This is a genomic window from Streptomyces sp. ICBB 8177 (genome assembly GCF_003144095.1).
Classification (GTDB): domain Bacteria; phylum Actinomycetota; class Actinomycetes; order Streptomycetales; family Streptomycetaceae; genus Streptantibioticus_D.
Genome location: NZ_NSKH01000003.1, coordinates 154,021 through 178,611, shown reverse-complemented (window position 1 = coordinate 178,611; position 24,591 = coordinate 154,021). Strand labels below are relative to the sequence as shown.

Here is a 24,591-nt window from a genome sequence, read left to right as displayed (position 1 = left end):
CCTCCGGCCCGATGAGCACCGCATGGGAGCTGGCACCACGATGCACACGACCCCGAGACCCGGGACGCGACCAAGACGCAGACGCGGCAGAGTCACCGCGGGACTGACAGCGGCCCTCCTGATCGGCCCGCTGGGGCTGCCGGCCGCGCACGCGGTCAGCGCGCCCGCCGCACAGCACCCCCGGTACGAGTCCGGCCAACCCGCGCCGGAGCCGCGTTCCGGCGGGAGCACGTCCAACCTGCGGCCGCTTTCCGACGGTTACGGGGCGACGGCAGGGCAGGACTCGGCCATGGCCTCGGCGGCGGCGCGGGCGGCCGGCAGCGGCAAGACGGCCGTGGTCGACGCGCTGACCACCCCCGTGCAGCAGGTGACCGCGAACCCGCGCGGCGGCTTCGAACTGACCTCCAGTCCCGAGCCGGTCCGCACCCGCCAACACGGTTCCTGGGTACCGGTCAGCCTGTCCCTCCGCCAGGGAGCGGACGGCTCGTGGTCCCCGGCGGCGACGGCCTACGGCACCGTCTCCTTCTCGCCGGGCGGCAGCGGTCCCCTGGTCACCACACGTTCCGGCGGCACCACGCTGGCGCTGTCCTGGCCCGGCAGGCTGCCGAAGCCGGTGGTCGACGGCTCCACCGCCACGTACCGTTCCGTGCTGCCCTCGGTTGACCTCGTGATGACGGCGACCGCCACCGGCGGCTTCTCCGACACCCTGGTCGTCCACGACGCCAAGGCCGCGGCGAACCCGGCGGTACGCGATCTGCGCATGACCACACACGTGTCCGGCGGCCGTCTCGCCTCCACCGGCAACGGCGCCCTCAGCGTCGTGGACGAGCGGGGCCGGGACCTGCTGGACGCCGCGAGCCCCCTGATGTGGGACTCCAACACCCGGCTGACGGCGGCCAAGGGCGCCTCCCGCAGCGGGGTCGCCGCCGACGCGTCCGACCCGGGCCACCCCGGGCTCGCCGCCCGGGTCGCGCCGGTGGGCGCCGAGGTGTCGGGGAACGCGCTGTCGCTGAAGCCCAGCGGCTCCTTGCTGGCCGCGCGCTCCACCGCGTACCCCGTCTACATCGACCCCACGTTCAACTGGCACCCGGAAGACCCTGCGGCGCCCGCCTTCGACGAGGTCAAGCAGGGCTGCTCCAGCACGTCGTTCTACGACGAGTCCTCCGACAGGGCCGACGACGGCTACCTGGGCGTCGGGTACAACGGCTGGATCGAGGGCGACTGCGACACCGGCGACGAACACGCCCTCTACCAGTGGAACCTGCCCTCGCTCCTGTGGGGCGCGCACATCAACAGCGCCACGGTGAAGGCCACCGAGGTCTACTCGGCGTCGTGCACCGCGGGCTCCTACACGGTCAACCTGCACTGGTCCAAGGGCATCGGGTCCGGAACGGACTGGAACAACCGCCCCGGGTACAACAGTTACTCGACGTCGACGGACTTCGGCCGCGCGTACAACCCGACGCACTGCCCCAGCAGCGGCAGCGTCAGCGAGGGCTTCAACGTCCTGGCCCCGATCAAGGACGACGCGGCCGGCCACTCGTCGTCGTTCACGGCCACCCTGTCCGAGGACTCGGCCGAGTCCCGCCATGACGACGACGGATTCTCCCGCTTCGCCCACAACCCGGCCCTGGAGATCCAGTTCAACCGCGTCCCGGCGACGCCCACACCCGCCACCATGGCGGCCGTCTCCGGTGCCGACAACGCGGCCTGCGACACCTCGGCCCCCTACCCGTACATGGGCAAGACGATCGCCAGCACGCCGCCGGTGCTGAAGGCCAAGGTCTCCGACCCGGACGGCGACAAGCTCCAGGCCACCTTCCAGTACTGGGTCGACGGCTCGTCCACCAAGGCCACCGGGGTCAGCGGTGACAACCTCGCCAGCGGCAGCTACGCGGCGTACAGCCTGCCGGCGAGCTTCATCTCCTCGCTGACCAGCGGGCAGGTCGTCGACTGGCAGGCCAGGGTGACCGACGGCGAGGACACCAGTGCCTACTCGTCCGTCTGCCACTTCACCGCGGAGCCCACGGCACCCGACACCCCCGTTGTCAGCTCCAAGGACGGCCTGTACCCGCAGACCAACAACGGCGCTGACGGCGCCACGGGCGCCGCGGCCGGCACGTCGGGACAGTTCACCCTGACCGCGGGCGGCGGGACGAGCGTGTCGAAGTTCGTCTACCGCCTGGACACGCCTCCGGCGACCAGCAACCCGCCGGCCAGTGAGGTGGTCGCCGCCGGCGGCAACACCGCCACGATCTCCATCGCCCCGCCCTCCCCCGGCCCGCACACCTTGTGGGTCTACTCCGTGGACGCGGCCGGCGACATCGACGTGTCCGGTGCGTACGGCTACGGATTCGTCGCCGCCAACCACGCCGCGAAGACCTGCGCGAGCCTCGCGGCCTGCTTCGACAACACCGCGATCACCGCCGACACGAACACCTCGGCGGGAGACGCGGACGGCTCCGACAGCTACTCCGCCGGGGACCTGACGACGTCCGGCTGGAACAGCGGCGGCAAGGTCACCATCGACGGCGCCACGTTCACGCTGCCCGCGTACGGCTCAGGCCAGAAGGACAACGTCCTGGCCGCCAACCAGACCATCACCTACGGTGGTTCGGGCAACGCGCTGATGTTCCTGGCGACGTCCACCCATGCCACGGCCCAGGACCCGGGAGCCATCAGCGGCGACGCGACCGCGCCGTACGTGCCCGAGGGCACGGCGGTGACGGGGTCGTACTGCTTCTCGGGCACGGACGCGGGCCAGGCATGCCCCGCCGCGGGGTTGATCACGTACACGGACGGGACGACGGCGTCCTACGACCTGACGGTGCCGGACTGGATCACGGGGCCCTCCACTCTGTCGGGCGCCTGTCTGCCCCACTGGAACACTCCCTCGGGGCAGTCGACGGACACGACCAAGCAACCGAAGATCTACTCTTTCGCCGTTCCCCTCGACCCGTCGAAGACCATCGCGTCGGTGACTCTGCCGGACGTGTCGCAGTCCGCCGACAACAACACACCGGCATTGCACATCTTCGGAATGGCGACGCGCGACACGACCACCGGCACCCCCAAGGCTGACGGCTCCACGGTCGCGGCTCCCAACGGCCGGAGCTGGACGGGGGCTTGGGCAAGCCCGAACGACGGCGAGTACAACCTCAACGGAAGCGGATTCGGCAACCAGACCTTCCGCGTCGCGGTGAAGCCCTCCGTCTCCGGGAACGTCGTGAGGATCAAGCTGGACAACGCGCTCGGCACCGAGAAACTGTCGATCGGGCACGCCACCGTGGCGACGGACTCGTCCACCACCGAGTTCCACATCAACGGAACTCCCACGTCGACACCCACGACGCTGACGTTCGGCGGCAGCACGTCCGTGGCGATCCCGGCGGGCGGGATGGTCTACAGCGATCCACTGACCTACCCAGTGCCGCAGAACCGGTACCTGCTCGTCTCCTTCTACCTGTCCAACTCCGTGCCCTACCTCGTACAACACGCGTACGCGAACACGACCTACCAGATGATCACCGCTCCCGGGTCTGGCGACCTGACGACGAACACCACCCTGACGCCGTTCACCGGCACCGGCACGACGGACGGCTCGTTCACCGACCTTCTGACCGACCTCGACGTGACGACGGACAACATGCCTACGCAGGCCGTGCTCGGAGACGGGCTCGTGGACCCGATCCAGGCCAACTCGAAGGCCCAGGCGAACGGGTACCGAATCCCGGACATCATGGACGACACCGTGCCCACATCGCCGGACTCTTACAGCACGATCGCGGAAGGGATCCAGGCCAACGAGCTCATGACCGACTTCCCCGAACCGAACGCCTCCGGCGCACGCGTCGGCGGCGCGGCCGCGTTGTCGCGCATCGATCGCGACATACTCGATCAGCCCGGGCTCGGAGAGGTGATCGTCACGGAAGGCCTGGAGGACCTCTTGGGAGGCCGCAGCGACGAGGACTTGGAGGCGAACGGCTACACGGCGCTCGTCCAGCAGCTACAGGGCTGGGGCGTCTCCACCACCCTCGCGTCGCTGACGCCCTGTGACGGATACCCGGGCGACAGCACGTCGCTCAACGATCCCTGCACCTCGACGGTCGACGGCTACCGCACCAACGTGAACGCATGGCTGGGCGGTGGGAACGTCGGCAGTCCATGGTCCACCCCCGCGGTGTACTTCGCCGACTTCGACCAAGCGGTGGCCGTCCCCGACACCACTGACGACGAGGAGAAGCTCAACTCCCAAGTGGACACGGGCGACCACGTCAACCTGAACTCCAACGGGTACGCGGCGGAAGCCGCCACCATCCTGTCACCTCATGACTCGTGGGAACTGAACGACGGCAACGGCCTCACCACCGCGAGCGACACGGCGGCGACGGACACCGCCTCGATGGTGGGCGACCCGACCGCCGGAGCCAGTCCGCTCGCTCTCAGTGGCGCGGTCACCTGGGCAGACGACGGCACTCAGGGCGAGGTGGCGTCCTTCGACGGCAGCACGGCGTACGCGGCGACCAGCGCTCCGGTTCTTGACACATCGCAAAGCTACTCCGTGTCCGCTTGGGCGAAGCTCTCCTCGTTGCCCACAGGCATCGCCACCGTGGCCGCGCAGACCGGTGACCAGCAGAGCGCCTTCTCCCTTGTCTGTGACAACACTGGGTGGGACTTCGCAGTCCCGTCGTCGGATGCCACACCGGCGTCGTTCAGCAACGCCTACTCAGCCGGGATCACGGCGAACACCTGGACCCACCTGGTCGGGGTGTACGACGCCCAAACCAAAACGGCCCAGCTCTACGTCAACGGCACGCTGGCCGCCACCGTAAGCAATGTGTCGTCGTGGAAGGCCTCAGGGCCTCTCACCGTCGGGCGAGACAGGACCGACGGGAGCGACACCCACTACTTCCCTGGCCTGATCAGCCACGTTCAGATGTGGAACTACGCGCTCGACTCCTTCCAGGTCTCCGCCCTCGACGAGCACCTGCAATGAGGCGGGCCGGGATGTAACCGTCAAGCACACGAAAGCCCGGCCCGGTGCGTCAGCCGCACCGGGCCGGGCCTCTTCCGTGCTCAGCCGGTCAGGCCGCCGTACGGCGGCTGCTCAGGCGGGGCATGACGCGGAAGGCGATGCCGCCCGCGATCATCGTCGCGGCGCCCACGATCAGGAACGTGGTGTCGCCCGCGCCGGTCTCGGCCAGCTGCTCCTTGGCCTTGCCCTGCGCGACCTGGGACGTCGCAGTGTTGTCCGTGCTGGCGTTGTTGCCACCGCAGGTCACGCTGTCCTGGGACAGCGTGCAGGTGCTGTCGCCACCGGTGGACGACGAGCTGCCACCGGTGGACGAGGTGCCGCCACCGGTGGACGAGCTACCACCACTGGTGGAGGAACCGCCGGTCGAAGAGGAACCGCCGGTCGAGGAGGTGCCACCGCCGGTGGTCGAGCCCCCGGTCGAGGAGGAGCCGCCAGTGCTGGTGGTGCCTCCAGTTCCGGTACCACCGGTCGACGTGGTCCCCCCGGTGCCGGTTCCTCCGGCGGAGTTGTCGCCGCCGGTCGACGAGGTGCCCCCGGTACCCGTGCCTCCGGCGGAGTTGTCGCCGCCGGTCGACGAGGTGCCGCCAGTACCCGTGCCTCCGGCGGAGTTGTCGCCACCGGTCGACGAGGTCCCACCGGTACCCGAGCCGCCCGTGGAGTCGTCGCCACCCGTGGTCACGGTCCCCCCGGTGGAGTCGTCACCACCCGTGGTCACGGTGCCGCCGACAGCAGCGTCGCCGCCCGTCGTCACCGTGCCGCCGACAGCAGCGTCGCCGCCGGTGGTCACCGTGCCGCCCACCGCGTCGCCGCCGACCGTCGACGTCCCGCCGTCCGTGTCCTGCGGGGCGGCCAGCGTGGTGGGCGTGGAACCGCCCGCGGTCAGGCCGACCGCCTGGGCCGTGCCCACCGCGGTCAGGGACGCGCCGGCGAGGAACACCGTGCCGGCGGCTATGCGTGCCATGCGCACGCGAGTCTTACGATTGGTCATTCGCCAACTACCCCCAGTAGCTGATCACATCGAATACGGGGCAGCTATGACCGAAGCGGCGACATCTCGGGGCGCTTCGAACCCGGGGACCGTCTTCGGTCCCCCCGCCCCCGTTCGCCCGCGCCCCGCCATACGCTTGCCGCGCGCCAGCCTTCCCATTTTCCACGGCACCGTCAAGGTCGTTCGGCGCGTGATGCCCGAAATTGACAACGTTTGCCGGGCAGTTGGGTATACGGCTGTGATAAAGAACTCCAACTTCCGCACAAACGGCACGAGTTGTTCGTGCGGAAGACCGTCGCGTGTAAGGCGTGAGCCGTGAGCCGGACTACTTCTCCTGCTGCTTGCGCCAGCGGATGCCCGCCTCCAGGAAGCCGTCGATCTCGCCGTCCAGCACCGCCTGCGGGTTGCCGACCTCGAACTCGGTGCGCAGGTCCTTGACCATCTGGTACGGGTGCAGCACGTACGAACGCATCTGGTTGCCCCAGGAGTTGCCGCCGTCGCCCTTGAGGGCGTCCATCTTGGCCTGCTCCTCCTGGCGGCGCCGTTCCAGCAGCTTGGCCTGCAGGACGTTCATCGCCGAGGCGCGGTTCTGGATCTGGGAGCGCTCGTTCTGGCAGGAGACGACGATGCCGGTCGGCAGGTGGGTGATGCGGACCGCGGAGTCGGTGGTGTTGACGCCCTGGCCGCCGGGGCCGGAGGAACGGTAGACGTCGACGCGCAGCTCGGACTCGTCGATCTCGACATGGTCGCTCTGCTCCACCACCGGCAGCACCTCGACGCCGGCGAACGACGTCTGGCGGCGGCCCTGGTTGTCGAAGGGCGAGATGCGCACCAGGCGGTGGGTGCCCTGCTCGACGGAGAGCGTGCCGTAGGAGTACGGGGCCTTGACCGCGAAGGTGGTCGACTTGATGCCGGCCTCTTCCGCATACGAGGTGTCGAGGACCTCGGTCGGGTAGCCGTGGCGCTCGGCCCAGCGCAGGTACATCCGCTGGAGCTGCTCGGCGAAGTCGGCGGCGTCCACCCCGCCCGCCTCGGCGCGGATGTTGACCAGCGCCTCACGGGCGTCGTACTCGCCGGACAGGAGGGTCCGCACCTCCATCTCGTCGACCGCCTTGCGCACGGCGGAAAGCTCCGCCTCGGCCTCGGCGCGGGTGTCGGCGTCGTCCTCCGCCTCGGCCAGCTCGAAGAGGACCTCGAGGTCGTCGATCCGACCGCGCAGCGCCTCGGTCTTGCGCAGCTCGCCCTGGAGGTAGGACAGGCGGCTGGTGATCTTCTGGGCGCTTTCGGGGTCGTCCCACAGCGAGGGGGCCGCGGCCTGCTCCTCGAGCACGGCGATGTCGGCCCTCATCTTGTCGAGGTCGAGAACGGCCTCGATGGACTCCATGGTGGAGGAGAGGGACTTCAGCTCTTCGGATGCGTCGAGGATTGCCACGGGGTTCAGGGTACCGGTTCGCCCCGGAAGGCGGCCCCCAGCGGGCGGTCACCGGCCCCGGCCGCCGCCCTCGCACGGCCGCGGCCACCGCCGTCGCCCCGCCCGGCCGCCACCGTTCCCCGCGCGAAGCGCCCTACAGCCGTCCCGAGGCCCACGCCAGGCCGCCGTCCGCGGTGGTCACCCACGCGTCCGCGGTGCCGCCTGAGGCGGTCAGGGCCACGCCCGACGAGGTGCGCTCACGCAGCGGCTGCACGGCCCACACGCCCGCCGGTGAACTGACCGCCTGGGCCAGCGATCCGCCCGGGGCGGGAGCCAGCAGGCAGGTGTGCCCGGCGAGCGTGACCGGCTCGACCCGGCCGGAGGCGGGCATGCCCTGGACGACCTGCGTGGGGCGCCACGCCCCGTCCGCGTACGGCAGGCTCAGCACGGCGCCGTCCGCCTTGCGGACCACGAACGCGTCCAGCGTGCCGCCGCGGCGGGAGACCAGGCCGGGGGCGCCGGTGATCTGGCCGGGGGTGGGGACGACCGCCCAGGCGTTCCAGCGGCCGTCCACCAGGGAAGCGGTGACCAGGTCGCCGCCGGTGCGGCCGACGAGGTCGATGCGGCCGGGTTCGCTGGAGGCGGCGGCGGGGGCGGCGTCGAACCGGGTGCGCTCGTCCACCTGGAACCACTCGCTCCAGCCGCCGCCCGTGGTGCCCAGGGTCCTGCGGTACAGCAGTCCGTCGGTGCCGAGCGCGAACAGGTCGAGCGTGCCGGGGGAGGCGGACACCACGGCCGGGTCGTCGGCGACGTGTATGCCGGTCAGCCGCTGCCACGAGCCGTAGCGGCCGGTCGCGTCGTCCCTGGTCAGGTACCAGATGTTCTGGTCGGTGCCGCGGGCGAAGACGTAGGTGGTCCCGGCGAGGTCGAGCGCGCGGGGGCCGCCGGTGAGGGGGACGCCCGCCCTCGGCAGGTCGTGGAACGCCGACCAGCGCGGCAACGCGACCGGTGCCCCGGTGCCGCCCTGCGGGGAGGCCGCGGTACCGGTGGGCGCGGTGGGGATCGCGTGGCCCTGGGTGCCGGAACCGGGGGCGTCGTCCTGGCGCGCGTGGTGCTTGCCGCCGTCGCCCCCGGAGGCCAGCGCCCAGCCGCCGAGCCCCGCCGCGACCACGGTGGCGGCGGCCGCGGCGGCCAGCTTCAGTCTGCGCCGCCGCACCGCGACGGGCACCGCGCGGTGCTTGTGGCCGTGGTTGCCGCGGTCGTACGGATCGCGGCGGGCGCCGGGCGGGCCCGCGGCCAGTTCCTCGGCGGTCGGCAGCTTGATGCTGGTGTGGGTGTCGCGGCTGGAGTCGGGGGCCGCGCCGCGCACCAGCGGCACGGCGCCGCGCCGGACGCCCTCCGGCCGTTCGCCGTGCGCCGCCTCCCCCGCCTCGTCCTCGTCGTCGTACGCGTCCCGGGCCTCCTCGCCGCGGCCGTCCGGTGCGGCGACCTCGATCGGCGGCGCCCCGGCCAGCAGGGGCAGCGTTCCGCGCAGCCGGTCGCCGAGTTCGCCCGCGGTCAGCCGGGAGGCGGGCGCCTTGGCCAGGCACTGGGCGAGGATCTGCCACAGCGGTTCCGGGACGCCGGGCAGCGGGGTGACGGTCTCGGTGACGTGCCGCCGCAGCACGGCGCCGGGGTGGCCGCCGCCGAACGGCGCGAAGCCGGCCAGCAGTTCGTACAGCACGGTGGCGAGCGCGTAGATGTCGACGCTGGCGCGCGGCGGCAGGCCCTCGATGATCTCGGGGGCCAGGTAGTCGGGCGTGCCGATGATGCGGGTGGCGCGGGTGCGGCGCGGGGCGTCCACGAGGCGGGCGATGCCGAAGTCGGTGAGCAGCGCGGGCGGGGCGCCGCCGGGGCCGGTGGGGGCGGCGGCGTCCAGCAGCACGTTCTCCGGCTTGACGTCGCGGTGGACGACGCCCGCGGCGTGCGCGGCGGCCAGCGCGTCGGCGACGTCGGCGGTGATGGCGACCGCGGTCTCGGGGGCGAGGCGGCGGTCGCGTTCGAGCCGGGAGCGCAGGTCGGAGCCGCGCACCAGGTCCATCACCAGGGCGAGGTCGGTGCCGTCGACGACCAGGTCGCGGATGCCGACGATGCGGGGGTGGTCGAGGGAGAGCAGCGCGGTGCGTTCCTGCACGAAGCGGCCGACCAGGTCCTGGTCGGAGGCGAGGTCCTCGCGCAGCAGCTTGATGGCGACCGGACCTTCGGGTCCCTCGCCCAGCCATACCGTTCCGGCGGATCCCCGCCCGAGGACCTGCTGGGCGGTGTACCGGCTGCCGATCTTCCGTGCCAAGGCTGCTCCGACTCGTCCCACGCCCGCGGATGTCGTACGACGGTCCGCCGCGGCGAATGCGTTGGCGACAAAGCTACGCGGAGGAGGGGGTGTTGGGGGCACCGGAGGGTGGTGAGTGCGGCTTCTGCGCGGGAAATCACCCTCAGGAAGTCGACAAATCACCTCAGTGAGCGTCTCCGGCGGGGCAGTTGACCCCCGCCGGAGCGCTGACCGCCCGCCGGAGCGCTGACCGCCGCCCTACTGCCCGTAGTTCGTGGGCACGGACCGCCGGACGGTGCCGGCGGAGTTTCCGAGGCTGGAGACCCAGTGCCAGGCCGAGCGGACCCAGTCGCTGCTCGCCTGCCACCAGCTGCGGCCGTCCGCGACCCACTGCGGCACCGGCGTGAAGTTCCACACCAGCACGCCGATGACCACGATGATCGCGACCATGAACAGGCAGCCCTTGAGGCAGCCCGCACCGGGGATGCGCATGCGGCTGCGCGGCCTCGGCTCGCGGCGCGGCGCGGGCTCGCGCTCCGGGCGGCGCTGCGGTTCCGCGTAGCGCTGCGGCTGCGGTTCCGCGTACCGCTGGGGCTGCGGGGCTCCCGCGTACCGCTGCTGTCCGCCGTACTGCTGCTGGGGGTACGGCTGTTGGGGGCGGGCGAGGTCGGGGGGCAGCTGGCCCTGCCCCGGCCTGCGGCGCGGGCGGTGGCGCAGCGGGTCCTCGCTGGGGTCGAGGTAGCGCACCTCGGTCTGCTCGTTGCGGCTTCGGGCCGCGCTCAGCTGCGACTCCCACGGGTGCGGGCCCTGCGGCTGCGGCGGGGTGCCGTCCGGCATCGGGGGCATGACCCGGGTGCCGCCCGCCGCGTCGTCACCGCCGCCGGAGCCGGAACCGGTGCTGGGCAGCACGCTGGTGGCCGCGTTCGGGTCGGCGGGGCCGAAGCCGCCGGGCAGCGGGCCGCGGCTGCCGCCGGGCAGCACCTGCGTGGGGGCGGCCTCGCCGGAGCCGCCTCCCGCGCCGAGACCGTTGCCCGCCGCGGTGCCGGTGCCGGGCACGCGGGCCGGATCGGGGTCGGGGACGAGCAGCGCGGCGACGCCGAGGGCGGCCTCGGCGGCCTGCGGGGTGGCGTGCACCCCGACGCCGTGGCCGACGACGCGCAGGGCGCGGGCCAGGTTGAGCGCGCTGGGGCGCTCCTCGGGGTTCTTGCGCAGGCAGCGCTCGATCACCGTCCACAGCGGCTCGGGCACGGTGGACGGGCGGCGCGGTTGCGCGCTCAGGTGCTGGTGGAGCACTTCGAGGGCGCTCTCGCCGCGGAACGGCGGCTGGCCGGTGACCAGCTCGTACAGCAGGATGCCCGCGCCGTAGACGTCGACGGCCGAGGTTTGCGGCCGTCCCTCGGCGGACTCCGGGGCGACGTAGGCGGGCGTGCCGACGAATTCGTGCGTTCGGGTGACGCCGGGCGAGTCCGCGAGGCGCGCGATGCCGAAGTCGGTGAGCATCGGGTGCATCTCGGAGCCGTCGGCGTTGGTCGCCAGCAGCACGTTGGCGGGCTTCAGGTCGCGGTGCACGACGCCGTCCGCGTGGCTGGCGGCCAGCGCGTCGGCGATGCCCGCGGTCAGCAGCGCGGCGCCCATCGGGCTGAACGGGCCGTTGTCGCGTACATAGCGGTGGAGATCCGGGCCGTCGACCAGGTCCATCACCAGTGCGAGCAGGTCGCCCTCGACGACCAGGTCGCGGGTGCGCACGATGTTGGGGTGGGTGAGCCGCAGCAGTACGGAACGCTCGCGCAGGAAGCGCATCACCACGTCCGGGTCGCCGGCCAGCTCCTCCTTGAGGACCTTGATCGCCACGACCTCGCCGGGCCGCGACTCGACGCCTTCGACCGGCTCCGCGGCCTCGCGTACCCGGGCCCGCCAGACGGTGCCCGTGGCTCCTCGCCCGAGCGGCTCCTCCAGCAAGTACTTGCTGCCTACCGGCCGCACGTCATGCGCTCCCAGATCGTGGTGGTCAACGTTCACCGGGCCGGTGCGGGCCCGTCCGCCCCACTGTAGTGCGGGACGCCTCGCGGGGTCCGGTCGTGCGGGCGGGCGGCGGTCGTGACGACCGGCTCCCCTCGCGCTTCCGGATCCGCTCCCCTTTCCGTCCCCCGATGTCCGCTTCCGCCCTCGGCGGGTCGCGGGCCGGCCCGGAACCGGCTCCGCTGGCATCGAGGACGTCATCGCGGCGGCATTGGTTGCCCGGGCGGGCGGACGCGGTCGGCGCAGGCGGTATCGCGCCCTGTCGGGAGCCGTTCCGGGGCCGGCCTCGCGGGCTGCTGCGCGGACCGCCTCCGGGGCGCGTCGCGTTCCGTCCGAATTCGTCCGGCCGCGGTCCGTGTGCGATCCGTCCTTCGTCCACCGGTGATCCACCCGTGACCGGACAAGATCGTTGCGGGGGATGCCGAGGGCGGGGTGTCAGTGGCGGGTGGGAGGATGCCTTCCGTACGACGCGGTGGGGGAGACAGCGCCCCCGCCGGGCTTCCTGGTGAAGGGACGCGGACGACGATGCAGATCCGGCTGACCGTCCTGGGGCCGCGCGGTGCTCGCGCCCGCGACGTGCTGGTGACCGCCCCCGCCGGCACGGCCCTCGGCGCGGTGGCGGGCGCGCTCGCGGCGAGCGCCGGATCCGGGCAGCCGGCGCGCTCGTCCGGTTCCGGCTCCTCCGTGGTGCTCTACGCGGGCACCCGGCGGCTCGACCCCAAGGCCTCCGTGCTGGGCGTGCCGCCGCTGGTGGACGGCGCCGTCCTCTCCGTGCACGCCCCGGCCGACCCGGGTCACGAGGGCCCGCTGCACGCAGGGCACCCCACCCCCGCCGCCCCGGCCCGGCTGCTCGTCGTGGGCGGGCCCGACGCGGGCGGTGTCCATCTGCTCCAGGGCGGCCAGGTGCGGATCGGCCGGTCCGCGGACGCCGACGTGCCGCTGGACGACCCGGACGTCTCCCGGCTGCACTGCGCCGTGACGCTCGACGCGGACGGCCGCTTCCTCGTCGCCGACCTGGGCTCGACCAACGGCACGTACCTCGACGGCCGCCCGGTCGGACCGCGTCCGGTGCCGCTGGCCCCGGGAGCGCTGCTGCGCACCGGAGAGTCGACGCTGCGGGTGGAGCCGTCGGCCGCGTACGACGGCGGCACGCCCCCGCCTCCCCCGGGGCCCCCCGTGGTGCCCGACGCCGAGGGACACCTTCGGGTGACACCCGGCTCCGGCGCGGGGCGCGTCCCGGCGCCGCGCGGACCGCTGAGGGCGGGCGCCCCGTCCGCTCCGGGCGCCACGACGACCCCGCGGACTTCCGGCGGCACAGGACCGGGCGGCGCGGGTCCTTCGGAGGCGGGCGCGGGTCACCTCGGGCCGGGTGTCGTGGGCTCCGCTCCGGGCGGGGCGTTCGGCGGTGACGGGCGGGCCGACACCCGGGACCGGCTGACGTCGGCGAGCCGGGACGCCGTCACGCTCGCCGGACGCGGGAGCGCCCCGGGCCAGGCCTGCGCGGCCCCGGGCGGCACGGGACGCGACGGCGCCGCCTCCGGCCAGGACAGCGGGCGCGGCGGTGCCATAGGGGCCTGGGCTCGGCGGATCGCCTCCGGGCGGCCGGGCGGCGCCCGCGCCGGATCGGGGCGTGAGGACGCCGACCGGCTCGCCGCAGAGGCCGCCGCGCTGCGCGAGCGGTCACCCGACCCGGCCACCGTCCTGGTCACCGCGCTCGGCCCGGGCCCGCGCCTGTGGGAGCGGGGCCCGGACCACCCGGCGGCCCTGACGGTGCGGCTGGGCACCGCCGACCTGCCCACCGCGCTCGGCACCCTGCCCGCGGTCCCGGTCACCGTCGACCTGCGCCGTACCGGCTCGCTGGCGCTGACCGGCCCGCGCCCGAGGCTGAGCGGCCTGGCCCGCTCCGTCGTCGCGCAGCTGTGCGCGCTGCACTCCCCCACCGCCCTGGAGGTCGTGCTGCTCAGCGCGGATCGCGGGCGCCCGGCCGAGCAGCGCGTGGAGGAGTGGGCGTGGCTGTCCTGGCTGCCCCACCTGCGTCCGGCGCACGGCCAGGACTGCCGTCTGCTGCTCGCCTTCGACCGTGACCAGGCCGAGGCGCGCACGGCCGAGCTGGCCCGGCGGCTGGAGGACGGGCCGCTGGGGCCCGGCTGGGCGGCGGCGGGCGAGAGCGCGGTCGCCGAGGCCGCCGCCCGCCGAGGCGGACCGTTCACCCTGCTCGTGGTGGACGGCGATCCGGGTTCCGCGGCGCTGCGGGAGAGCGTGGCGCGGCTGACGCAGGCCGGTCCGGCCGCCGGGGTGCACGTGCTGTGCCTGGCCGCCCCGCCGCAGGAGCCGGTCGCCCGGTGCGGCGCGACGGCCCGGCTGGACGGTGAGGTGGCGACCACGCTGAGCCTCACCCCCGGCGGCCCGTCGCACGGCGCGGTGGACGCGGTCTCGCACGTCACCGTGGACGCGGTCTCGCCCGCCTGGGCCGAGCGGTTCGCGCGGGCGCTGGCGCCGCTGCGCGAGACCGACCGCGCGGGGCGTACGACGCGTACCGCGCTGCCCACGACGGCCCGCCTGCTGGACGCGCTCGACCTGGCGGTCGCCACGCCGTCCAAGGTCGCCGCGCGCTGGAGTGCCGGGGCGGACGCGCCGCGGGCCGCGCTGGGCAGCGGTCCCGAGGGTCCGGTCACCGTCGACCTGGCCGCCGAGGGCCCCCATCTGCTGGTCGGCGGGGCGCCCGGCTCGGGGAAGACGGAGCTGCTGCGGTCGGTGGCGGCGGCGCTGGCGGCCTCCGCCCGCCCGGAGCGGCTGGAGCTGGTGCTGGTCGACGGCGCCCCGGAGCGCGGCGAGGGCCTGCGGGTCTGCACCGACCTGCCGCAGGTCGGCACCCATCTGGCGGCCGGCGATCCGGTCCGGATGCGGGAGTTCGCGCAGGGCCTGGCGGCGGAGCTGAAGCGGCGCGAGGAGTTGCTGGACGGCACGTCCTTCGACCGTTGGCAGGCCGAGCGGGCGCTCGCCGCGCAGTCGGCCGCCCCGCGCGCCCGGGCCGGCACGACGCCCCCCGAGCGCACCGCGCCGGCCGCCGAGGCGGACCGCTCGCCCTCGGCGCGGGAAGCGGCGCAGGAGGCCGCGCGGGGATCGCTGAAGCTGCGCACCCGCGCGGGCGAGGAGTTGCCCCGGCTGGTCGTGGTGGTCGACGACTTCGACGCGCTGACCGCGCCCGCGCTGGGCAGCCCGGGGCGGCCCGCGGCCGGTTCCGTGGTCCGCGCGGTGGAGGCGGCCGCCCGGGCGGGTGCCCGGCTCGGGGTCCACCTGGTGCTGTCCACCGGGCGCCCGGAGCGCACCGCGGGCACCGAGGCGGACGAGCTGTCGCGGCTGCGGATCGCGCTGCGCACCGAGGACCCGGAGTCGGCCGCGCTGCTGGTGCACGTCGAGGACCCGGCCGGGCTGGACGAGGCGGTGCCGGGGCGGGGCTACCTGCGCAGGCCGGACGGCGGGGTGACGCCGTTCCAGGCGGGCCGGGTCAGTGGCCGCATCCCGCGCACGGCGACGCTGCGGCCCACGGTCGTGCCGCTCGAGTGGGAGCGGATGGGTGATCCGCCGACCCGCAGGACCCCCCGCGAGCTGGGCAACGGCCCGACCGACCTGGCTCTGCTGGCCAGCGCGCTGGTCCGCGCGGCGGAGTCGTCGTAACGCGAGGGTGCGACCGGGAGGGCGAGAGGCCCGCGAACGGGTGAGGGGCGTGGACGCCGGTGACGTCCACGCCCCTCACCCGTTCGGGGACTCAGCGGCCCAGCAGCGCCCTCGGGCTCGGCGGGCGCGGCACCGACGGCTCGACCGCCCAGTGCGCCAGCTTCCGCACCGGCGGGGAGGCCAGCACCAGCGCCAGCAGCACCGCGCCCGCGGTCAGCGAGACGACGGCGAGCGGCCCGTCCTTGGCGACTTCGTTGTGCACGCCCGCCCACTCACCGGCCTGCACGACCAGCCCGTGCAGCAGGTAGGGGTACATGGTCACGGCGCCCAGCGCGGTGAACCACAGCTTGCGGCGCGGGACGAGCGCCAGCACCGAGATCACCATGATCGTGCTGGCCAGCAGCAGCGCGAGCCGTATGCCGACGTACTCCGCGTCGCCGACGCCGAGGGTGTCGGTGCCCCACTCGTTGTCCAGCCACTTGACGTTCGCGGCGGGGGCCAGCAGGTAGGCGACCGGCAGCGCGACCAGCACGGCGGCCGCGCTCCAGCGGCGCACCGACGAGCGCCGCAGCCACTGGAAGTGCTCCGGCTTCATGCAGAGTCCGGCGACGAACCAGGGCAGGAACTCCAGGATGCGGGCGAAGGCGAAGTCCAGTCCGACGTTCATCAGACCGGCGACGATGGAGATGAGCACGGCGATCACGACGGGCTGCGGCAGCGCCTTCCACAGCGGTGTGGTCAGCCGCCAGGCGAACAGCGCCACCAGGAACCAGCACAGGTAGCTGGGGTAGTTCCAGTTCATCGTGAACGGCTGGTTGTCGATCTTGTCGATGACGACCAGGTAGATGACCTGGAAGATCAGGTAGGGCAGCAGCACGGACTTCACGAGCTTGCGCACCTGGTCGGGGCGGGCCTCGAAGCTCCGCGAGAAGTAGCCGCTGAGCAGGATGAACGCGGGCATGTGAAACGCGTAGACGACCATGTACGCGGCCTTGACGGAGCGCGACTGGCCGATGAGCGGGTACCAGTTGTGGCCGATGACGACGAGGACGACCAGCAGGAACTTCGCGTTGTCGAAGAACGGGTCACGAGCGGCGCGGGGTCTTGGCGGCACCAGCGCTTCCGCCGATGGTTCTCCCGCGACGGGGTCGCTCTTCTGCAAAGTGTCCGCTGTAGTCATCGGACTCGACGCTAGTCAGAACCCACCCGGGGTCCGCAAGTGCGGGGAGCCGTATAACTCCGACGGGTGACATGTTTCACAGGATGAAGCCCGCCATCCAACGTCATTCGGACACCTGACCACACCCCAAAACTTCACGCACGTCACAAAACATACCGCCGGGCGTCGGACGCCCGCGGCCCGCGCGCCCCCTGCCCGTAACCCTGGCGCGGTCATCCTTCTCGGTGCCCGGCGAGAGGGTGGGAGACCCATGACAGACGCCACGACGGATACCCGCACGATCGGCGCGGACCGCGCGCGAGATCCCGCCACGGCCGACGGCGGACCCCAACCGGGCCTGCGGGTACGGTACTTGACGCTGCGACGGCCGAGTCCGTACGTGGTCGTGGCGGGCGTCTTCTTCGTGCTGATGAACGTGCTCGCGTGGCGCAACAACATCATCTCCGACTTCGGCCAGCACGCCTCCGCCATCGAACGCGTCAAGGCGAACCCGCTGCATCCGGCCAACCCGCTGGTCGACCTGCCGGGCACCGACAGCCCCTACTACTCCCCGCTGATCGTGGTGCTGGGGGTGATCGCCAAGGCGACCGGGCTGGCCGGCTGGCAGGTGCTGCGCGGCTGGGGCGCGGTGAACCTCGCGGTGCTGCTGACGGGTGTCGCCGCGTTCTCCCGCACCCTCAGCCGCGACCGCTGGGTGCCGGTGCTGGCGCTGGCCGCCATGATGCTGCTGTGGGGGATCCGCCCGGCGGCCTGGAGCGGGTTCCTCAACGTCGGCGCGATGACGCGCAATCTGACCTTCCCGTCCGCGTTCGCCATCGGACTGGCCCTGCACACCTGGGCGTTGACCGCCCGCGCCGCGCGCCGCCGCTGCTCACTGCTGACGCACGCGGTGGTGGGGCTGAGCATGGGCCTGATCCTGCTGATCCACCCGATCACCTCGATCGGTGCGGCGGCAGGCATCGCGGCGATCGTCGCGGGCTGGCAGCGCGGCTGGGACCGGCGGGTGGCGGCGCGCTGGCTGCTGACGGTCGGCGTCGCGGTGGCGATCGCGGTGCTGTGGCCGTACTACGACGTCTTCGGCCTGGTCGGCGACACCACGGTCGACAAGTTCCACAAGGCCTTGTACGGGCGGCGGTTGGTCACCTGGTACGGCCTGAGCGCGGTCGGTGTCCCGGCGTTGGTGATGCGCTGGCGGCGGCACCGGATGGACCCGCTGCCGCTGCTGTGGCTGGCCGACGTCGCCATCGCCGCGTACGGCTGGTTCAGCGGGCACTACACCTACGGCCGGATCTTCGGACTGCTGCTGTTCCCGCCGCAGTTCGCGCTGGCGGTCGAGCTGACCCGGGCCCGGCCGTGGTCGGCGGCGCGCAAGGTGATGGCCGCGGTGGCGGCGGCAGCCGCGTGCCTGGGGCTTGTGGTGCAGACCGCGGCGATCGTGAAGCTGCCGCCGATCGGGCCGGTACGGCTGACACATCTGGTGACCTGGCCGAGCTACGCGTGGGTGGCCGACCGCGTGCCGGTGGGCGACACGGTGCTCACCGACGACTTCCACGCCACCCATGTGCTGCCCGCGTACGGGATGTTCCTGGTCTCCGACACCTGGCCGGACCCCTCGCTCACGCCGGAGGTGCGCGACCGGCGAGCGCACGACGTGCGCGCCTACTTCTCGCCGCACGCCACCGCGTCCGTCCAGCGCCTGATCGCCGCCCGCTACCACGCGCGCTGGGCGTTCCTCGACCACGGCCAGCCCGTGCCGTACGGCGGCAGGGTCGTCGCGGCCGACCACGCCACGGGCGAACGGCTGGTCGCGCTGGGCGGCTGAGGCACGGCGAAGGGGCCCGCGGCGCGTGCCGCGGGCCCCTCGTCGCTTCAGCAGGTCAGCTGCGCAAGCAAGTCGACTGCTTCAGCGGGCCAGTTGCTTCGGCGGATCAGCTGTGGGTGCGCAGCAGGGTGCGCATGGTCCGCATCGCCACCGAGAGGTTCGCCAGGTCGAAGGACTCCGAGCCCTGGATCTCCTCCAGCGTGGCGCGGGCACGGCCCAGCAGCGCCGCGTTCTTGCGCTCCCACTCCTCGAAGCGCTGCTCCGGCGTGGAGGCGCCGTTGCCGGCCGACAGCACGTCCTGGGTCAGCGCCGCGTGCGCCGCGAACAGGTCCTCGCGGATCGCCGCCCGCGCCATCGACTGCCAGCGGTCGGCCCGCGGCAGCTCGATGATGCGGTCGAGCAGCTTGGTGATGGAGAGCCGGTCGGCCAGGTCGTAGTAGACCTCGGCGACGTCCAGCGCGTCCTTGTCGACCCGGTCGGCGACCGCGACGATGTCGAGCGCGGGAAAGACCGAGGAGAAGCCCGCGACCCGGGTCGCCAGTTCCTCCGGCACCCCGGCACCGGTCAGCTCGTCGTGGATGCCCTGGTACCACTCCAGGTCGGCACCGCGCAGCAGCTTGGGCAGTTGCGCCCAGACCGTCGCGACGCGCTCGCCGAAGAAGTCGATGGTCTCGGCGATCTGGAGCGGCTGCGGGCGGTTGTTGAGCAGCCAGCGGGTGCCGCGCTCGACCAGCCGCCGCGAGTGCAGCCGGATGCGGGTCAGCGCGTCGGCCGCCACCACGTTGTCCAGCGCCTCGACGTCGTCCCAGATCCTGGCCAGGTCGAAGATGGCCCGGGCGGCGGTGTGCGCCCGCACGATCTCCTCGGTGGACGCGCCGGTCTCCTCGCGCAGCCGGTGCAGGAACGTCGTGCCGCCGGTGTTGACGGTGTCGTTGACCAGCAGCGTGGTGATGATCTCGCGGTGCAGCGCGTGCCCGTCGACCTGGGCGGCGAACCGTTCACGCAGCGCGTGCGGGAAGTACGCGTGCAGCAGCGAGCGCAGGTACGGGTCGTCCGGCAGGTCGGTGGCGATCAGCTCGTCGGCCGCCGTGATCTTGGTGTAGGCGAGCAGCACGCAGGTCTCGGGGTCGGTCAGCCCCTGCCCGGCGCTGAGCCGCTCGCGGATCTGGCGGTCGGTGGGCAGGAACTCCAGGGCCCGGTCCAGGTGGCCGTCGCGCACCAGGCGGCGCATGAAGCGCTGCTGGGCGGGGAGCAGGCTGTGCGCCTGGGCCATGGAGTTGGCGAGCGCCACGTTCTGCGCGTAGTTGTTGCGCAGCACCAGCGAGCCGACCTCGTCGGTCATCTCCGCCAACAGCGCGTTGCGCTGCTTGACGGTCAGGTCGCCGTCCGCGACGACCGAGTTGAGCAGGATCTTGATGTTCACCTCGTGGTCCGAGGCGTCCACGCCGGCGCTGTTGTCGATGGCGTCGGTGTTGATCCGCCCGCCGTTGCCGCCGGGGCCGCCGCTGCGGGCGAACTCGATGCGGCCCAGCTGGGTCAGGCCCAGGTTGCCGCCCTCGCCGACCACCTTGACGCGCAGTTCGTCGCCGTTGACGCGGATGGCGTCGTTGGCCTTGTCGCCGACGTCGGCGTGCGACTCGGTGGACGCCTTCACGTACGTGCCGATGCCGCCGTTCCACAGCAGGTCCACCGGGGCCTGGAGGATGGCCTTCATCAGCTCCGCGGGCGTCATCTTCGCGACGCCGGACTCGATGCCCAGCGCCTTGCGGACCTGCGGGGTGATCGCGATGGACTTGGCGGTGCGCGGGTGGACGCCGCCGCCGGCCGAGATCAGCTTGGTGTCGTAGTCGGCCCAGCTGCTGCGCGGCAGTTCGAACATCCGGCGCCGCTCCGCGTACGAGGAGGCCGCGTCGGGCTCGGGGTCGAGGAAGATGTGCCGGTGGTCGAAGGCGGCGACCAGGCGGATGTGCTCGCTCAGCAGCATGCCGTTGCCGAAGACGTCGCCGGACATGTCGCCGACGCCGACGACCGTGAAGTCCTCTTCCTGGGTGTTGTGGCCCATCTCGCGGAAGTGCCGCTTGACCGACTCCCAGGCGCCCTTGGCGGTGATGCCCATCTTCTTGTGGTCGTAGCCGACCGAGCCGCCGGAGGCGAAGGCGTCGCCGAGCCAGAAGCCGTAGGAGATCGCGACCTCGTTGGCGATGTCGGAGAAGGCCGCGGTGCCCTTGTCGGCGGCGACCACCAGGTAGGTGTCGTCACCGTCGTGCCGCACGACGTCCTTGGGCGGCACGACCTCGCCGCCGACCAGGTTGTCGGTGATGTCGAGCAGCCCCGAGATGAACGTCTTGTACGAGGCGATGCCCTCGGCCAGCCACGCGTCGCGGTCGGCCGCCGGGTCGGGCAGCCGCTTGCCGACGAAGCCGCCCTTGGCGCCGACCGGCACGATGACGGTGTTCTTGACCATCTGCGCCTTGACCAGGCCCAGGACCTCGGTGCGGAAGTCCTCCCGGCGGTCCGACCAGCGCAGGCCACCGCGGGCGACCTTGCCGAACCGCAGGTGGACGCCCTCGACGCGCGGCGAGTAGACCCAGATCTCGTAGGCCGGACGCGGCGCGGGCAGCTCCGGGATGGCCTGCGGGTCGAACTTCACCGACAGGTACGGGTGGGCGTGGCCGTCGCCGTCCAGCTGGAAGTAGTTGGTGCGCAGCGTCGCCTTGATCAGGGTGAGGAACGCGCGCAGGATGCGGTCCTCGTCGAGCGAGGCGACCTGGTCCAGCGCGCCGTCCAGCTCCTCCAGCAGGCCGTCGGTCAGCTCGGCGCCGGCCCGCTGGTGGTCGGGCGACATGCGGGCCTGGAAGAGGTTGACCAGAAGCCGGGTGGTGTGGACGTTGGTGCGGAGGGTCTCCTCCATGTACTCCTGGCTGAAGGTGGCGCCGGCCTGCCGCAGGTACTTGGCGTACGCGCGCAGCACCATCGCCTCGCGCCAGGTCAGCCCGGCGCGCAGCACCAGCGCGTTGAAGCCGTCGTTCTCCGCCTTGCCGGTCCAGGTGGCGGAGAACGCCTCCTGGAAGCGCTCGCGCGCGTCGTCGCCCAGGTCGCCGAGCGAACGGTCCAGGCGCAGCCCGAAGTCGTAGATCCACGCCTTGGAGTGGTCGGCGCGCTTGAGCTCGTACGGCCGTTCGTCGACGACCTCGACGCCGAGGCGCTCCAGGACCGGCAGCACCTCGGTGAGCAGGACCGGGGCGCCGGTGCGGTAGATCTTGAAGCGGCGCTCGCCGGGGCCCGCGCCGACCGGCTCGTAGAGGCTGAGGGTGAAGTCGCCCTCGGGGGCGAGCTGTTCGAGGTGCTGGAGGTCGGCGACCGCGGTGCGGGCGGAGAAGTCGGCCTTGTAGCCCTCGGGGAAGGCGTGCGCGTAACGGCGGGCGAGTTCGGCGGCGCGCTCCTCGCCGCACTCGGCGCCCAGTGCCTCGGTGAAGCCGTCGGTCCAGGAGCGGGCGGCCTCCACCAGCCGGGCCTCGATGCGGTCGATCTCGGCGTCGGTCAGCTCCGGCAGGCGGGTGCCGGGGGCGACGCGGATGACGAAGTGCAGCCGGGAGAGCACCGATTCGGTGTTCCAGGCGGTGAAGTCGACGGTGCGGCCCTGGAGTTCCTCGCGCAGGATCTCGGTCAGCCGCAGCCGCACCTCGGTGGTGTAGCGGTCGCGCGGCAGGTAGACCAGGGCCGAGTAGTAGCGGCCGTACTCGTCCTGCCGCAGGAACAGCCGCAGCCTGCGTCGCTCCTGGAGGTACAGGACGCTGGTGACGATGGGCCGCAGCTCGTCCGCGCCGGTCTGGAACAGCTCGTCGCGCGGGTAGGTCTCCAGGATCTGCAGCAGGTCCCGGCCGTCGTGGCTGTCGGGGCCGAACCCGGCACCGGCCAGCACTTCCTGCACCTTGCGGCGCACCACGGGCACCCGGGTGACGGACTCGGTGTACGCGGCGGAGGAGAACAGGCCGAGGAAGCGGCGCTCACCGGTGACGTTGCCCTCGGAGTCGAAGGTCTTGACGCCCACGTAGTCCAGGTACGAGGGGCGGTGGACGGTGGAGCGGCTGTTGGCCTTGGTGAGGATCAGCAGGTGCGGCTCGCGGGCCTTGGCGCGGGCGTCGGCCGGCAGCCGGTTGAACGAGGAGGCGATCGGCTTGCCGCCCTCGTCCTCGCGGTGCACCGGGTCGGAGCGCAGGATGCCCAGGCCGGTGCCGGGGACGGCGGTCAGCACGTCCTCCTCGGTGCCGTCCGCGGTCGTCTCGGTCGTCAGCTTGTACTCGCGGTAGCCGAGGAAGGTGAAGTGGTCGTCGGCGAGCCAGCGCAGCAGCTCCCACGCCTCGCCGACCTCCTGCTCCGGCAGCGCGGGCGGGGTGGCGGCCAGTTCGTCGGCGATGCGCAGCGCGGCGTCGCGCATCTTCGTCCAGTCCTCGACGGACTCGCGCACGTCGGACAGCACGCGGCGCAGGTCGGAGGTGATCTGCTTGAGGTCGGCGCGGTCGGTCTCGCGGTCCACCTCGACGTGGATCCACGACTCGATCAGCGCGTCGTGCGGCAGCTGGGCGCCGGGCAGACCGGCTCCGGCGGCCTCGACCAGGTTGCTGGTGCCGAGGATCTCCAGCAGCTTGCCGGTGACGTCACGGCGGACGACGACCTGCGGGTGGATGACGACGTGGATGGCGCGGTCCTGGCGGGACAGCTCGTTGGTGACCGAGTCCACCAGGAAGGGCATGTCGTCGGTGACGACCTCGACGACGGTGTGGCTGCAGGTCCAGCCGTTCTCCTCGACCGAGGGGGTGTGCACCCGTACGTTCGCCGTGCCCTGCGGGCGCGTCTCGGCGAGGCGGTAGTGCGACAGCGCGGCACCGTAGACGTCCACCGGGTCGCGGTCGACGACGTCCTCGGGCGCGGTGTGCAGGTAGTAGCGCTGGAGGAACGTTCCGATGGCCTCCGCGTCGAGGCCCTCGTCAGGTAGTCCCCCCGCCGGGCTGTTCTCAGCTACCCGTGCCGCCCGGTCGAGCAGCTCGGCCTTGGCTTCGTCCAGCTTGGTCTGCATGTCCTCTGACTCCTGTCGCGCGCCGTTGCGTGACGTCGGGATTGATGTGCGCGTCGCCCCGGCGCGGTGTTGCCGTTCGGGGACGACGTTATGCCTCGTACGGGCCGATCCGGGTGCGCGTTCGGTGTTGTGACCCGGATGTGACGACCAGCGGGGCGCCGGGCGGGATTCCGCCGGCGGCGCAGCTCGACGGCCTCGTCGCCGTCGCTCGGTATCGCGCTGATCACCAGGTAAGGCTATCGCTCCTGGGAGGGGAGCTGTCAGGGACCGTTTGTGTACAAAGCCACATCCCCGTCTTCGACGCTTTGGACAGTGCGCCGAACGCGCGCCGCAGCGCGCCCCGCGTGCGCCCCTCGGGTGGTCGCCGCCCGCGCGGCGGCGCCTCGGCGGTCGCCGCCCGCGCGGCCCGGTTGGCAAAGGGCGCCGTGCGGTGCAGCGTGGAGCGTGAGGGCGGGAGCGGTGTGACGGGAAGGCGGGAGGACGCCATGGCACCGAAGGTTCTCATCGTGACCGGCGACGCGGCGGAGTCGCTGGAAGTGCTCTACCCGTACCAGCGGCTGCGCGAGGAGGGGTACGAGGTCCACCTCGCGGCGCCGTCCGCGAAGAAGCTGCGCTTCGTCGTGCACGACTTCGAGGAGGGCTTCGACACCTACACCGAGAAGCCCGGCTACACCTGGCCCGCCGACCTGGCCTTCTCCGAGGTCGATCCCGGCCAGTACGCGGCCGTGGTGATCCCCGGCGGCCGGGCCCCGGAGTACCTGCGCAACGATCCGCTGCTGCGCAAGATCCTCAAGGCGTTCTTCGACGCCGACAAGCCGGTCGCCCAGATCTGCCACGGTCCGCTGATCACCGCGGCGGTCGGGGCGCTCCACGGGCGGCGCACGGCGGCCTACCCGGCGCTTGAGCCGGACATGGAGAGCGCGGGCGCGCGTTTCCACGACGCGGAGGCCGTCGTCGACGGCGTGATGGTCTCGGCCCGTGCCTGGCCGGACCACCCGGCGTGGATGCGGGAGTTCCTGAAGGTCCTGCGCGAGAAGGCACCGGTCGGCTGAGGGCACCGCGATCGGGGCCGA

9 protein-coding genes and 1 pseudogene are annotated in these 24,591 nt (G+C 72.8%); 4 read left to right on the top strand and 6 right to left on the bottom strand.

Annotation, left to right across the window (positions count from 1 at the left end):
• Positions 1-22: 22 nt before the first annotated feature.
• Positions 23-4,996, top strand: a complete 4,974-nt coding sequence (locus CK485_RS03685) for a LamG-like jellyroll fold domain-containing protein (RefSeq protein ID WP_241968110.1) — start codon at positions 23-25, stop codon at positions 4,994-4,996.
• Positions 4,997-5,084: 88 nt separating this feature from the next.
• On the opposite strand, the gene CK485_RS03680 is transcribed toward CK485_RS03685, so the two are convergent.
• From CK485_RS03680 to CK485_RS03665, 4 genes and pseudogenes are all read right to left on the bottom strand, one after another.
• Complete coding sequence (locus CK485_RS03680; RefSeq protein WP_241968109.1) at positions 5,085-5,996, bottom strand: hypothetical protein; 912 nt, start codon at positions 5,994-5,996, stop codon at positions 5,085-5,087.
• 352 nt (positions 5,997-6,348) lie between these two features.
• Positions 6,349-7,455, bottom strand: coding sequence for a peptide chain release factor 2 (gene prfB / locus CK485_RS03675; RefSeq protein WP_109446861.1), 1,107 nt, complete (start codon positions 7,453-7,455; stop codon positions 6,349-6,351).
• Between the two features lie 1,096 nt (positions 7,456-8,551).
• Positions 8,552-9,763, bottom strand: a pseudogene (locus CK485_RS29365) (serine/threonine-protein kinase); the annotation flags it as partial.
• A 237-nt stretch (positions 9,764-10,000) separates the two neighbouring features.
• Positions 10,001-11,725 (bottom strand): serine/threonine-protein kinase, encoded by a 1,725-nt coding sequence (locus CK485_RS03665; protein WP_109446857.1) that lies wholly within the window; start codon positions 11,723-11,725, stop codon positions 10,001-10,003.
• A 561-nt stretch (positions 11,726-12,286) separates the two neighbouring features.
• On the opposite strand from CK485_RS03665, the gene CK485_RS03660 reads away from it, so the two are divergent.
• Entirely contained in the window at positions 12,287-15,439 is a 3,153-nt protein-coding gene (locus CK485_RS03660) for an FtsK/SpoIIIE domain-containing protein (RefSeq protein ID WP_109446855.1), read from the top strand.
• Between the two features lie 91 nt (positions 15,440-15,530).
• Here the strand turns inward: CK485_RS03660 and CK485_RS03655 are convergent, their stop codons facing one another.
• A complete protein-coding gene (locus CK485_RS03655) occupies positions 15,531-16,619 on the bottom strand; it encodes an acyltransferase family protein (protein ID WP_109446853.1) in 1,089 nt (362 codons plus the stop codon).
• Positions 16,620-16,869: 250 nt separating this feature from the next.
• Here CK485_RS03655 and CK485_RS03650 point away from each other — a divergent pair, with 250 nt between their 5' ends.
• Entirely contained in the window at positions 16,870-18,441 is a 1,572-nt protein-coding gene (locus tag CK485_RS03650; protein ID WP_241968108.1) for a hypothetical protein, read from the top strand.
• A gap of 106 nt (positions 18,442-18,547) precedes the next feature.
• Here CK485_RS03650 and CK485_RS03645 read toward each other — a convergent pair whose 3' ends face one another.
• Complete coding sequence (locus CK485_RS03645) at positions 18,548-23,518, bottom strand: NAD-glutamate dehydrogenase (protein ID WP_109446851.1); 4,971 nt, start codon at positions 23,516-23,518, stop codon at positions 18,548-18,550.
• A gap of 485 nt (positions 23,519-24,003) precedes the next feature.
• Between CK485_RS03645 and CK485_RS03640 the strand changes: the two genes are divergently transcribed.
• Positions 24,004-24,570: a DJ-1/PfpI family protein gene (locus CK485_RS03640; protein WP_109446849.1), complete on the top strand. Its 567-nt coding sequence runs from the start codon at positions 24,004-24,006 to the stop codon at positions 24,568-24,570.
• The last annotated feature ends 21 nt before the right edge of the window (positions 24,571-24,591 follow it).